This is a genomic window from Chloroflexota bacterium, assembly GCA_020161265.1.
Lineage (GTDB): Bacteria > Chloroflexota > Chloroflexia > Chloroflexales > Herpetosiphonaceae > Herpetosiphon.
In genome coordinates this window covers 225,076-237,592 of record JAIUOC010000010.1, presented here as the reverse complement: position 1 = coordinate 237,592, position 12,517 = coordinate 225,076, and the positions used below count along the sequence as shown (strand labels likewise).

Here is a 12,517-nt window from a genome sequence, read left to right as displayed (position 1 = left end):
AACGAGAGCCAATTAAAGGCTTTGGGTTTTAATCCCCCAAAGGGATTAAGGATAACTCATAATGGGCTGGTCTAACCATTGACGTTGCCGCGATCGTGCTGTAATCCCCTAACGAGGATTAAGGCCATTCGAATCTATTCCACTACGCATGCCGCTGCGATATTAACCCAGTGTTTTAATCCCCTGGCGAGGATTATGGTCTTTCAAATTCTCCGTTACCAACATGGACTGCGCTTCCAACATGGACGTTGTAATCCCCTGCCGAGGATTATGACTAATTGAATGGGTTTATATGCACTACGATGTACGGCCAACTGACGATTGGACACTTTAATCCCCTGACGAGGATTCAGGTCGTTCGAATCTTCAAGGTTCCCGCAGGCTATCAATTCCATCCTATTTGGTTTTAATCCCCCAACGAGGATTCAGGTCGTTCGAATGAATACAACGGCAACAAATACAACAACGCTTTTGAGTTTTAATCCCCTGACGAGGATTCAGGTCTTTCGAGTCCCGACCAACGGGCAAGCACGCATCGGCACATCATTTTGACGTTTTAATCCCCCAAAGAGGATTCAGGTCTTTCGAATTTTGCTGTCACGGATACATCAACGGCGAATGCAAAGTGTTTTAATCCCTTTCCGAGGATTCAGATCGTTCGAATGCATGTGAAGTACACACTACACGCCCTACCATCCCGAAGATCAGTTTTAATCCCCTATCGAGGATTGTTTTTACAAGATAGCTTTAGGTATCCTTTCTTCTAATTTGGCCATTATTTCTTTGCTTGATAGAATCAAGTATGTTATTTTTTAGTTCTTCAACTTCTCTCTCTTTTTCTGCAATAAATCTATCATTTTCTGCCTGAGTTTTATTATAAAGCTCTTGGTATATAGTACTAAACCATTTTCTAACATCTTTTATGAGCAAGACTTCATCTTCAGTTATAGTAATATCATCTGATACTTTAGGATGTGTAATCCGATTTCGTATCTTTATGGCATCACGAAAATTGCGCCAGTGATGGGTTGATGTTTCAACATTATATTGACAATTATATACATGGGCGTAGATCTTAAATGCAAAAATTAGATTTCTTGGCAATGGAATAAACTTATCTGATTTAACTATCTCTCCTTTTTCATTTATTTGGTATTCAGTATCAAGTAATGACGAATAGAGTTTAGAATCTAATTTCTCACTTAATACTCCATCGTATTCAATAGAAAATTGTTTCAAACGATAAATTACCCCTTCAATCCATGCAAATAGAGATCGTATTACAGCCCGATACCAAAATTGTAGCTCTTCTGATGAATACCCTCTTTTCTTCAGATCATCAATAGCTAAGAAACAGTAATCGACATCTTCTAAAAGAAGGTTCATAATCGTCATCAATTGTCTACCAGATTCATGAATTTTTACTTGCTTTGGTAGTTCGGTCATGAATTACCTGCTTCTTGTATTACTCTAATTTCACTCCGATTGTGCAAATGACTATTACCCCAGCCCCAGCCGCTGGGGTACATCGCGAAACTGCGTGTTTGCTGCATAGATTTTCTCAAACTCCTTGCGTGCCTGGGCTTTCTTATTGGTTGCTTCATAGCTAATTGCCCGCGCATAGCTCATTTCGAGCACTAAGACCGGATCTTGGTCTTTTTGCTTTTTCAGCGCATTGGTAAATACATCGAGCGCCGCTTCATGCAGCCCTTGTTGTTGTAAGGCAAGCCCATAGATGTAGTTGATTTCAAAGGTAATGTCATCAACTACGGTCATTTTCTGAGCTGCTTGAATAACGCCTTGCCAGTGGCCACGAATAGCGTACAGCTCGCATAACGATAAGGTTACGGCTGGCTCGTCGGCAATTTCATCAACTTCTTCCAGCAACCCAACCGCATCATCGAGCCGACCTTGATCTTGATAGGCCTCGGCAAGAATCAATGCCGCGCCTAAGGCATCGAGTGGCACTTGGGCATCACTGAAGCGAGTAATATCAAGAGTCATTTTGGCACTGGTGACAGAATATTTGGCCATAAGTTCGGTAGGAAATTGTACATCGCTCATAATCACGCGCTCTAATAACCCAACCGCACGCGGATCGCGTGTCCCCATGATTGCTACTGCCAGCAATGCCGCGCTTGGTTCACGATCCGCTGCTTGCAGGAAGTGATTGAGCGCAGCATCGCGATTGCCTGAGCGAAAATCTTCAAGCGCTTTATAAAATTCTTTTTCGTGCTTCGGTGCAAGGAATGATGGGCTAGGCGGTTTTACGGGTGGTGTTGCACGAGCTGCTTGGGGCATTGCCGAGCCGCCGCGATGGGCTACGGCTGATGACCCGCGCTGAGCTGACGATCCCCCTAGTTTGGTTTGATAACTAATGCCACTACCTGGTATCCCAGCAGTCAGGTAGGTTCCACGTCGCCCAGTGGTAATTCGTGCTCCCTTTACCCCAGCGCTCATGCTTACGCCGCCTTTACTGATGTTGAGGCTCACGTATTTACCTAACTTTATCCGCTTGCCAAATCGAATACCCATCAGCACTCCTTCAGGATTAACTGTTCGTAAGATTAGATGCAATGTGAGAGCGTTTTTTGGATCAAAGTTCCAAATCCGTGAAAATTCGAATATTGGCGATTTTTAGTAACCTAGGTTGGAACGTTTGGTGAAAAATCATCCATCCATCCATCCCTCCCATCCATCCCATCTATTCCGTTGTAGTTGGGTTTGAGAACGAGGTTTTTTCTATTATTACCCACCCGCGCCAGCGGGTGCTTGCTTTGGTAGGGATGGATGGTATTACGGATATTATTTTTAAGTTAACAGCTCCAGCATTTAAGATGCTATTAGCACCTTAATTAAGGAACCTCAGAGCGTCTATTTTTAAGGATCTGGAGATTCTGTTATTTAGACGTGTGTAACTACAACGTATACACCCCCTCAATAGAATCACATACCCATAAGTTACTCGCTATTCCTTAATGCGGCCAAGAATCGATCACTTGCATTCCGGTCATAATGTGGCTCAATTAGTGATGCTAAATGTTCATAAACCTGTTTTTTATCAAGCCGAGCCAACTCCTCTAGAGCCGTATTTATTACTTGGATTGCTTGCTGATTGATGGTGTACCACTTCTGCTGGTCAAATCGCATGTTGACGGCACAACTATAAATAATGTGATGCTTCTCAAGTTTACGAACAGCAATTTGTAAGGTCTTGGGTTTGGCCTGCCTCAGTTCTGAGCACCAGTCGCTATAGGATTTTTCATGCCAGGTATACTGCCCAACAAAAAGATAAGGCTGCGAACGGTAATATGTGTGATAGTGGAGTTGTTGAAGAAAGAGTGCCTCAAGATGCCCTAACACCTTCGCCAGCTTTGGGGAGAAAGGGATGAGAATATCACCTTCAATAAGCTTTGGTAAATGGGGTTTGCTCTGGTCTTGAGGATCTGGCATATGAACCTCTACTGTATCAGCATTAGGTGAAATTTTGACTGGATAGAATATATTTTATTGCATACAGTCAAAATTTATCATCCTACAGAAATTTCACACTTGACAAGCGTAAAATTCATAATGTGCCTAATGCACGTAACGCACACTATTTCCGCTATTCACGCTATTTGTACCTGCGTTCCTATTAGCAGGAAATTTATTTCCTATTGCATATCTGTCAAATACATGCAATAATTTGCATACAACAAATTAAGCACTTGACAGCGCTCTTTTTACAGTGAACGTAATGATGTTGTAATCTTTGTTTCCTATAGGGCTATGATAGAATCGAACACAGGTTCTACTTGGGAGTTGGTGTTTTATGGATTTTGCTAAGTTTGATCGAGTGATTAGGATGCCTGGCGTTCTTGATCGAGCAATTTCATGTATGCAATTACAGAGCGCCGAACATCATCATTCGAATGAGCCAGATCTAGGAACATCTCTCGAAGCTCCGGCACTGCTCCAGCAATTGCAGCAATCTGCCGTTGAACATCATCAGGATTCCCCACGGAACCAACGTCATATCCACAAGCCTCAATCAATCTCCCCAGAGGAAGATTTAATGCACTAGAAAGTGCGGCAAGAGTTTTTAAGTCAGGTGTGTGATTTGGTGTATTCATTATTTTGGATAATGTGGATGGTGCTAGATCGGCCAAAGATGCGAGATCTCTTAGCCCCAAGTTCCGCTTATCCATTTCATGCTTAAGGAAAATAGGTAGACCCGACATTAGAAACCTCTTATGCTACAAAAGCGAGTATAGATCATGATATAAGATAATTCAAGAAAAGTTCTTGACTTTTTGTTTCCTAAAGTGTACAATTCATCTTAGTAAACGAAAGCGAGGTATTTATGAGTCGATTGAATGCGACAACCCGTCCACCCCGAAAAAAATCAGCTACTTATATGTTGTCTGATGAGATTATTCAATTCATTAGATTGTTGGCTGAAACTAATGATAAATCGGCCTCGGCGACAGCAGAAGATTTATTTAGAACTCATCCTCTTTTTTTATCTCAGATTGTTCACTTTGAGAAACAAAATACTTTAGAAAACAATCAACAAGCCGCCTAACCATAACCACCAACCAAGGAGCAAACTTATGAATACCATTATTGAGGTCATTCGTACCCACCTGAGCACAGCCCAATCCCTCTCCGATGCAGAAAATTCGATCGCTAATCAACCTGAAACCTTGGCCAAACTGGCGAATAACCCTCAACCCCAGTTTACCCCGATCAACCTCAACAACGATTTGGGCTTGCGCGTGCTTGAAACCCCAAGCCCAACCAACCCACACTTTTGCACGATCTACCACGACGATGAGAACGGTGAAACCTCGGTTGTTGCTGGCGTTGCCAATATCTTCATGGCAGCCAGTTTGATTTCGCACCTTAGCCTGCTGGTAGCTCCGCCAGCTCCAATTGCCCCTGCTCGCCCACGCACCAAAAAGACCACTCGCAAAATCAAAAAGCCAATCTGCACGTGCCCAAGTTGCGAATCCAGCGACAAAACGGGCGCGTTCTACTGCCTCACCTTGAGCGAATGGGGCGTGTACAGCGCTGGCCAATTGTTGGGCTATCGCTCGACCTATAACGAAGCCGATTCGCTGATGCGCCAACACCTCTATACCGCGCTAACTAAAGCAGCCGCCTAGTGTTTCAATCCCTGTTCAAGGATAGGAGCCACCCAATGAATCAGCCACTACCAATGATTACTGGAACTGTTTCGATTTTATATGGGGCCGATGACCATAACACCTTGATTGTTACAACCGACACCGATCGCTATACCGTTCGTGATTATTCAAAGAGCTTTGCAACTGGCATGACGGTTACAGCGGTACAGATGGGCTTGGGCCAGCTTACCTACTGGCAAGCGCTCGAGCCAATTAATTATCAGCCGTACTAATCAGATTTTGGCTATCGGCTGCAAGCCATATTGCAGCGCCGCAAGCGTCAGCGGCACGGCCTGAGCAGCCCTACCTGCTCACCAGCGCCAACGTGGCGCAACTCGGTATGTATCAATTCTCACCCGCTGTTGTGCGGAACAGCGGCAATGTTCACAAGCAGGACTACCTTAACAATTCAATACGCAGTCGTGGCATATCGTGCGCAACCAGCGCGGGATCGCAACTTCCAACGGCACAAGGCTATGGGCGATGACCCCACCTCGGCAAACCGCCGCACCGTTGCCAATGTTGCACCACGATCAACGGGCAGGAAATCACGTAGGCCTGCCCAAAACACACTATCAAAAGCTTACTACAGACCTTCGTTTTCGTCTCTCAGTTGTTTGATGAGGTTTTGATGATTGAATTGCTGATTTGCACCCTTGGCTGTGCCATTAGCTTAGCCACTGAACATCTTGCCTTGTGGGATCACCCATGGCGCTTGAAACCACCAATCACCTACATGCTCGGCATGCTCACGATCATTGCGTGGTTTACCGTTTTTTGTCTCTTGATCGACCCGCTCTATGTCTTTTTTGGCGTGGCGCTGCTGTTGTTGTCCGGTGGGGCCGGACTGGTCGTGATTCTTGGCTATTGGCTCCGCAGGGTATTGACGGCCAAAGATCAGGCCGCGTTTACCGCTGGGCAGCTCAGTCGGTCGGTTCCATCGCCAATCACGCAGGAATGGATTGATGGCAGCGACCGATAAACAGCGAACGTGGGGCGAAATTACCGATGCATTGGCATTGCGTGGCAATGCTGACGATGCCTTTGTTGAAATCGCCCAACGTTCGCGTGAACCAACAATTTTGCAGTTTGTAAAAAAAGGGCGTGAAGAGTTGGCCAAACAGCGCCAACGCCTAATCGCCCTGCGTGATGCAACTGAGAAGGAGCAAAAAAAGAATGAGTTGGACTGTTAAAGCTGAACTAGCAAATCAAGAATTAACGTTAGGTGTAGGGTTGCCACTCCACGATGCCTTGGAATTCCATCAAGTCTTGACCGATCATGTTGAGATGGCTTACCGCTCAGCAACCATTCGGCCCAGTAACGAATCAGTTACTGGGTTGAAGATGAAGGCGAACCTGTTCTTATCGCTGCCCCACGAGATCTACTTCCAAGCCTCGTACTTGAAGCAGCATTGATTTAATTCTCTACAACAAAGGAGCGTACCAATGGCGGCATGGATTCACACCAGTGATGGGTCATTTGAAGATTTTGGCGAGGCGATTGAAGCCTACCGAGAGCGACAACGCAAGGCTGATCAAGCTGAGCGCCGTGCAGCATTTGCAGCATCAAAGAATGATCCCAAGGTTCAGGAATGGATTGAGATTGCCGAGCGCGAAGAAGCACTTCGCACGAAAGCACGGACACAACGTCCAAACAAAAAGCCCTGTGCTTAATGGCACAGCGCTTTCATTTACCGTTCACCAGCACCGATTCATGGTCAAGATGAATGGGTGCTTTTTGTTTGAAGCTTTTGCCAGTATACCATGGAGACTTCACATGTTTCAACGGGCAACAAAACACCAGAGCAAACTCCGCCTAGCCCTGCTCGGCATTGCCGGAAGCGGCAAAACCTACACCGCCCTCAGCATCGCCAATCATTTAGGTAAGGCGATCGCGGTGATCGATACCGAGCATGGCAGTGCCAGCAAATACGCCGATGATGTTGCCAATTTCGATGTGGCTGAACTGACCTCGTTTCATCCCCAGCGCTATATCGATGCAATTCACGCCGCCGAACAGGCTGGCTACGATGTGTTGATTATCGATAGTTTGTCGCATGCCTGGAATGGCAAAGATGGGGTTTTGGAGCAAGTTGATCGCATTGGCAAGCGCAGCGGCAATAAATTCACCGCGTGGGCCGATGCAACGCCGCTCCAGCAAAAATTAATTGAAACCATTTTGGCCAGTCGCATGCACATCATTTGCACCATGCGACTGAAAACTGAATATGTGGTCGAACAAAATGATCGCGGCAAACAAGCACCGCGCAAAATCGGGCTAGCCCCAATCCAACGCGATGGCTTGGAATACGAGTTTGATGTTGTCGCTGATATTGATGCCGATAATACTTTTATCGTCACCAAAACTCGTTGCCCAGCCTTGCATGGCGCGATCATTCCTCGTGCTGGGGCCGAGGTTGCGACCACACTTTTAGCATGGCTCGATCAAGGGCAAGCAACACCCCAAACCCCGCTACTCGATCAACCAATCCCTGAGCCAGAACCCGAAATAGAGCCAGAGCCAGAGCCAGAACCTGAGCTATTTGCCGAACCACCTGTAGCCACGCCAACCAAGCGCGAACGAGTTGCCAAATGCCGTGGCTGCGCAGCCGAAATTGTATGGGTGGGCACAATGCCCTACAACACCAATGGCCATGGCCAGCGCATCGAGCAAACCCATTGGGAAACCTGCCCCAAAGCCCATCTCTTCCGCCGAACCAAACGCCCAACCGCTGCCCAACGGGCTGAGCGGGATGCGGTGTTTGATAACTAAGTGCTCAAGCGCTTCATTGTGGGGCGCGTGCTTGTGAGGCCACTATGACAATTGCTCCGCCAAACTACACCCAAACCCCCAATGAAATTCTTGATCTGTTATGTGAGATGAGCGAAGCCGAAATGCGGGTGACGCTGGCCATTTGTCGCGAGACCTTTGGCTGGCATCGCCCAACTGCCAAGCTGAGCATTAGCGATCTGGAGTTGCTTACAGGGCTAAGCCGTCAAGGCGTGCTCAACGGCTTAGCCGCAGGAGCCGACCGAGGAACGATTCAGCGTGAAGCGGTTGGCAATGGCTACAGCTATCACATTGTGGTAGTCAACGAGGTTGACCAAAACAGTCAACGAAGTAGACCAGTCAACAAAGTAGACCAGTCAACCACATTGACTACTAATAGTCAACGAAGTAGACCAAAAATGGTCAACGAAGTAGACCAGCCTTTTAATAGTATTAAAGAAAAAAGAAAGTTAAAGAAAATATTATCCACATCAACCGCAGCGGAACCAATCGAATCACGGCAACGCGCATCTGGCGATGCGAATAAAAATAAGAATCAACAATCGACAACCTATCGGCTGTTACGTGATCGCAAAGTGTGGTCGGCCAGCAACTATGCCCATGAGCCAGTTGCCGTGATTCAAGCCTACCTTGATCACGTTGGCTCCGATTATCCAGCGGCCCAAATCGCCAAAGACCTAGAAGCTGGCGTGCATCAACGCCTAGCCCAACCCCCTGCCGTCGAGCCAACCCACCCTGATGAACCATTACCCAATTGGCCAACGTGGCTGCCAGCCGATCACGGTTTGCCGCCCGATATGGCCCCGTGGATGCGCGATGCCGTGTGGGTGGCCGACCGTGGCGAAATTGAAATCCCCAAGCATAATGATCGCTTTCGGCGGCGTTTCAGCTATTGGCTGACTCCGCTCGAGAGCCAGTTGCGAGGATTGTATGCAACGATTTGATACCAGTATTCCAGCATCGGTAACGCCTGCTCCTGACATCCTTCCGCCCGTTGTCCCGTGGGAGCCGAACGAAACCTGTCCGTGTTGTAAAGGCGCTGGCTATTTTGTCTATGATGTCGCGATTCATCACCCCTTGTTTGGCAAATTGCAATCCTGTGGCTGTCTGCAACAACGCCAAATCGAGCGCCGTCGTGGTGAGCTGCATGCCAAGAGTGGTCTTGCCCCATTTCGCGGCAAAACCTTTGCCACCTTTGATAGTGCGGTCACTGGTGTTGGGGTTGCGGTTGGTGCGGCCCAAGCCTTTGCCGAAAATCCCGATGGCTTTTTGACCGTGGTTGGCAACCCGGGCTGTGGCAAAACCCACTTGGCCCAAGCGATCGGCAACGCGCTGCAAGCCAGTGGTTATGAAGTCGTTTGGTCAACGGCTCCCGATGCCTTGCGCCTGCTGCGTGCCACCTTCGATCAAACCAGCACCAAGCCCAAGAATAGCTTTGATGACCAATTTGAACTCTTCCGCAAAGCGCCAATTCTGCTGCTCGACGACTTGGGTGCAGAAAACGCCACCGATTGGGGCAAAGAAACCCTGTTCCAATTGCTCAATGAGCGCTACGAATACCAACGCCCAACCGTGATCACGAGCAACTTGCACCCGAACACCGCCGAGGCTAATCGCCGCTTTGGCATGCGCTTATGCAGTCGCTTGCTCGATGCCGTGCAAGGGCAGTTGGTGGTCGTCCAAGCGGCGGATTATCGACGACGTGATCCGATGGATCGACTGGGGGCCGCCTAATGCGCCGCAAACCTGTAAGTTTTACCACTGTGCGGCTGGTGTGGGGGGCGGTGAGCCGCCGACCATTGGCAACGGTGCGCGATTTGGCCGATGAACTGTGCCTTGGCTATAGCACGGTTGCCCAAGCCTTGTTGGTGCTGCGTGATGCAGGCTACATTGAATTTACGCCCAAGCGCTGCGGCTGCCGCAAAATCATTATTCCCTTGCTGGAGGCCGCATGAGTACCCTGATCAATCTGGTGGGCACGCGGCTGGAGATTCAAGCGCAGCTGCGCAACGGCAATATTGCGGCAGCTCGTAACCTGATTACCAATCGCATGATTTCACCGTGGTTGTTGGCCCAGTGGTTAACTCCAGTCCAACAAACGCTCTTGACTGATCAATCGCCGTCAGCAATGAACCATTCTCTTGAAAGACCGATCTGTCACCACGGCATGCAACTCGTACTGGAGCTTGTTTGATGAATCCGCTTGATAGCAATGCCCAAACACAGATTGTGCAGCAATTTCGTGCGCAGATGAACAAAATTCCCTTCGATGGCCCCACCATTGATTTCACAACCGTTGGCGTTTTTCTGCGCTGGCTCTTGATCAACGACCTGCCCGATCCTGATTTGCATGATGCCGACGAGCCGAACGATGTGATTGTGGAATGTATTCCGGCGTTGCCACCTGCCTCGGCATGGTCACCAGATTCGCCAGGCTGGCACTATATCTGGTGCGATAACGTGATCTATCACTCATCGATTGACTATAGCGATGAAGAATTGCACGACCTGCTCAATCGTGTACCAACCTATTCGGCCTATTTTTCGCCGAACGATTGAATCATCAACGGCTACCCAGTGGGATAGCGGTTTTTTGAGGTGTCTATGCCTGAACGATTAATTGATGAAGTGAGCAACGTCAACCGTAGCGATGGCTTTTGGACATCGCCTGATACCTATGTGATGCAAACCCCATGCGGCTATGCAATCGCTTTTTATGCCGACGGTCATTTGAGTCTGCGCTTGATCTATGAAGGCCGCCGCCATCTGCAAAATCATCGAGGCGTGAAAACGAAAAAGCATGCGGTGACCTTGTTGCGGCGATTCTATTACGAGGTGATCGATGGCTAACCAACCCAAACCTGAACCCCAGCCGCCGCCCCCCGATCCTCAATCCAATCAACCACCACCCGAACCAAAAGCTGCTACCGAAGCCGAAAAACAAGCAGCGATCGATTGCTTTCGCCGCTTGCGTGACAAGCATCAACCAACCTAAGGAATGGCTATGAGTAGTTTTCATGAGCGCTATGTGGCATGGCGCGAACTCTATCGAGAGCCAGCGATGCAGTATCGAACACGATGCCAAAACCATCTGCCACCAGAACAGATAGCGGCCATCGACCGCATGTTAGAAGGATCGCATGGGCACAAATTGTATTGGCACTGGTGGAGTGAACTTCGCTCCGCTGCGCCACGCGAAGCCCAAACCGTCTGCCCCGTTGATCACAACGATGTATGGGAACGCGCCAATGGTCACTGCGTTTGCTGTGGTTTAGTGCTGACCGAACCACCCGTAAAGAACACCGAGCCAAACCCAGAACCAGCGATGCAATTAGCCTTTGAGGTATAAATGCAACCACTATCAAATCCAATAGAAGTAAGGGGCCAAGCCGATGGGCAACGTGAAAGCGTTGTTCAAGCCTTTGCAGCTTTGTTGGTTGCATTGATGCTTGACAAAGACCAAGAAGCGGATCAATCATCTGCACAACAGCCTCAATCGAAAGCAGCGTAGAAGGGATTATTCATGCGAGCCGTTATCTATACGCGGGTTTCCACCCGTGAACAAGCTGAAAACAGCAGCCTTGCAAGCCAAGAGCGTGATTGTCAGGCCTATGCCCAACGCCATGGTTGGCACGTTGTGCAGGTCTATCAAGATGCTGGCAAGAGTGGCCGCAATGCTGATCGTCCCGCGTTTATGCAGCTTCGTGAAGATGCCGCTCGGAAACCACGGTGCTTTGATGTTGTGTTAGTTTGGAAGCTCGACCGCTGCGCACGTAACACCTCGCTCCAGCTGCGGGTAGTTGATGAATTCCACGCGCTGGGGATTCAGCTCATTTCCATTACCGAGCCAATTGAGATGGATACCGCTGCTGGCCGCTTCAATCTGACGATGTTGGGGGCTGGGGCCGAACTCTATAGCCGACTAACAGGCGAACGGGTTGCACGTGCCCGCCGTGCAGCTGCGGAATCAGGCAAATTACCTGGCCCAGTGCCAACAGGCTACCAACGCAATGAGCAAGGGGTGCTGGTTCCTTCAGCCGATGCCGAGCACCAGCGCATGCTGTTTATCCTCTATGCCACAGGCCTGTATAGCTTCAGCACCGTCGCCGATGCCATGAATCAACGTGGTGCACGCGTTTGGAACACGCAACAAGGGCGCTATGTTCCCTACACCAAAGACAACGTTGCATCGATGCTACGCAACCAAGCCTATATTGGCAAGGTGAGCTACAAAGGCCAAACCTATGCTGGCCAACATGAAGCGCTGATTGACAAAAAAACATGGGACGCGGTACAAGTTTTGCTTGATCGGCGCGGCCAAAAACGCGGCTGGACTCCTGTGAGCCAAGGCCGTGGGCTGCTCAGTGAAATTTTGTATTGTGAGCAATGTGGCAGCCGCATGTGGCAACACTACAAACGCACAACCAACGTTGTGTACTATGAGTGCAGTCAACACCGCTACAACCAATGCCCCATGGCCATGGTGCGCAACGATGTGCTTGATCAGCATATGATTGCGGTGCTCGATGCCTTGGCGTTTCCCAGCGATTGGAAG

The 12,517-nt window shown here is 48.8% G+C and carries 21 protein-coding genes and 1 pseudogene; 18 read left to right on the top strand and 4 right to left on the bottom strand.

Annotated features, from left to right (window positions below):
* Positions 1-747 precede the first annotated feature (747 nt).
* From LCH85_22135 to LCH85_22120, 4 genes are all read right to left on the bottom strand, one after another.
* Positions 748-1,446 carry a hypothetical protein gene (locus tag LCH85_22135; protein MCA0354702.1) on the bottom strand — a complete coding sequence of 233 codons (699 nt, stop codon included), beginning with the start codon at positions 1,444-1,446 and terminating at the stop codon, positions 748-750.
* Between the two features lie 54 nt (positions 1,447-1,500).
* Positions 1,501-2,535: a DUF4236 domain-containing protein gene (locus tag LCH85_22130; protein ID MCA0354701.1), complete on the bottom strand. Its 1,035-nt coding sequence runs from the start codon at positions 2,533-2,535 to the stop codon at positions 1,501-1,503.
* A 426-nt stretch (positions 2,536-2,961) separates the two neighbouring features.
* Entirely contained in the window at positions 2,962-3,453 is a 492-nt protein-coding gene (locus LCH85_22125) for a hypothetical protein (protein MCA0354700.1), read from the bottom strand.
* A 389-nt stretch (positions 3,454-3,842) separates the two neighbouring features.
* A complete protein-coding gene (locus LCH85_22120) occupies positions 3,843-4,223 on the bottom strand; it encodes a helix-turn-helix transcriptional regulator (GenBank protein MCA0354699.1) in 381 nt (126 codons plus the stop codon).
* A 122-nt stretch (positions 4,224-4,345) separates the two neighbouring features.
* Between LCH85_22120 and LCH85_22115 the strand changes: the two genes are divergently transcribed.
* From LCH85_22115 to LCH85_22030, 18 genes and pseudogenes are all read left to right on the top strand, one after another.
* The gene (locus tag LCH85_22115) at positions 4,346-4,567 is read left to right on the top strand and encodes a hypothetical protein (GenBank protein ID MCA0354698.1); all 222 of its coding nucleotides are present in this window, start codon (positions 4,346-4,348) and stop codon (positions 4,565-4,567) included.
* Positions 4,568-4,595: 28 nt separating this feature from the next.
* Positions 4,596-5,150 (top strand): hypothetical protein, encoded by a 555-nt coding sequence (locus LCH85_22110; protein MCA0354697.1) that lies wholly within the window; start codon positions 4,596-4,598, stop codon positions 5,148-5,150.
* A gap of 35 nt (positions 5,151-5,185) precedes the next feature.
* The gene (locus tag LCH85_22105; GenBank protein MCA0354696.1) at positions 5,186-5,404 is read left to right on the top strand and encodes a hypothetical protein; all 219 of its coding nucleotides are present in this window, start codon (positions 5,186-5,188) and stop codon (positions 5,402-5,404) included.
* Positions 5,405-5,802: 398 nt separating this feature from the next.
* Positions 5,803-6,153, top strand: a complete 351-nt coding sequence (locus tag LCH85_22100) for a hypothetical protein (protein MCA0354695.1) — start codon at positions 5,803-5,805, stop codon at positions 6,151-6,153.
* Positions 6,137-6,364 (top strand): hypothetical protein, encoded by a 228-nt coding sequence (locus tag LCH85_22095; protein ID MCA0354694.1) that lies wholly within the window; start codon positions 6,137-6,139, stop codon positions 6,362-6,364. Before LCH85_22100 ends, LCH85_22095 begins: the two co-directional genes overlap by 17 nt.
* Positions 6,348-6,587 (top strand): hypothetical protein, encoded by a 240-nt coding sequence (locus tag LCH85_22090; protein ID MCA0354693.1) that lies wholly within the window; start codon positions 6,348-6,350, stop codon positions 6,585-6,587. Before LCH85_22095 ends, LCH85_22090 begins: the two co-directional genes overlap by 17 nt.
* A 30-nt stretch (positions 6,588-6,617) precedes the next feature.
* On the top strand, positions 6,618-6,845 hold the full coding sequence (locus LCH85_22085; GenBank protein ID MCA0354692.1) for a hypothetical protein: 228 nt from the start codon (positions 6,618-6,620) through the stop codon (positions 6,843-6,845).
* A 103-nt stretch (positions 6,846-6,948) separates the two neighbouring features.
* Positions 6,949-7,944, top strand: coding sequence for an ATP-binding protein (locus LCH85_22080; protein ID MCA0354691.1), 996 nt, complete (start codon positions 6,949-6,951; stop codon positions 7,942-7,944).
* A gap of 44 nt (positions 7,945-7,988) precedes the next feature.
* Entirely contained in the window at positions 7,989-8,906 is a 918-nt protein-coding gene (locus LCH85_22075) for a replication protein (GenBank protein ID MCA0354690.1), read from the top strand.
* Positions 8,893-9,696: an ATP-binding protein gene (locus LCH85_22070; protein MCA0354689.1), complete on the top strand. Its 804-nt coding sequence runs from the start codon at positions 8,893-8,895 to the stop codon at positions 9,694-9,696. The genes LCH85_22075 and LCH85_22070 overlap by 14 nt, the downstream gene beginning before the upstream one ends.
* The gene (locus tag LCH85_22065; GenBank protein ID MCA0354688.1) at positions 9,696-9,917 is read left to right on the top strand and encodes a hypothetical protein; all 222 of its coding nucleotides are present in this window, start codon (positions 9,696-9,698) and stop codon (positions 9,915-9,917) included. The genes LCH85_22070 and LCH85_22065 overlap by 1 nt, the downstream gene beginning before the upstream one ends.
* Positions 9,914-10,156, top strand: coding sequence for a hypothetical protein (locus LCH85_22060; GenBank protein ID MCA0354687.1), 243 nt, complete (start codon positions 9,914-9,916; stop codon positions 10,154-10,156). The genes LCH85_22065 and LCH85_22060 overlap by 4 nt, the downstream gene beginning before the upstream one ends.
* The gene (locus tag LCH85_22055) at positions 10,156-10,521 is read left to right on the top strand and encodes a hypothetical protein (GenBank protein MCA0354686.1); all 366 of its coding nucleotides are present in this window, start codon (positions 10,156-10,158) and stop codon (positions 10,519-10,521) included. The genes LCH85_22060 and LCH85_22055 overlap by 1 nt, the downstream gene beginning before the upstream one ends.
* Before the next feature lie 45 nt (positions 10,522-10,566).
* Positions 10,567-10,812: a hypothetical protein gene (locus LCH85_22050; protein ID MCA0354685.1), complete on the top strand. Its 246-nt coding sequence runs from the start codon at positions 10,567-10,569 to the stop codon at positions 10,810-10,812.
* Complete coding sequence (locus LCH85_22045) at positions 10,805-10,957, top strand: hypothetical protein (protein ID MCA0354684.1); 153 nt, start codon at positions 10,805-10,807, stop codon at positions 10,955-10,957. The genes LCH85_22050 and LCH85_22045 overlap by 8 nt, the downstream gene beginning before the upstream one ends.
* Before the next feature lie 9 nt (positions 10,958-10,966).
* Positions 10,967-11,311, top strand: a complete 345-nt coding sequence (locus LCH85_22040; GenBank protein MCA0354683.1) for a hypothetical protein — start codon at positions 10,967-10,969, stop codon at positions 11,309-11,311.
* On the top strand, positions 11,312-11,473 hold the full coding sequence (locus LCH85_22035) for a hypothetical protein (protein ID MCA0354682.1): 162 nt from the start codon (positions 11,312-11,314) through the stop codon (positions 11,471-11,473).
* A gap of 12 nt (positions 11,474-11,485) precedes the next feature.
* Positions 11,486-12,487 (top strand): annotated as a pseudogene (locus LCH85_22030) (recombinase family protein).
* Positions 12,488-12,517: the final 30 nt, after the last annotated feature.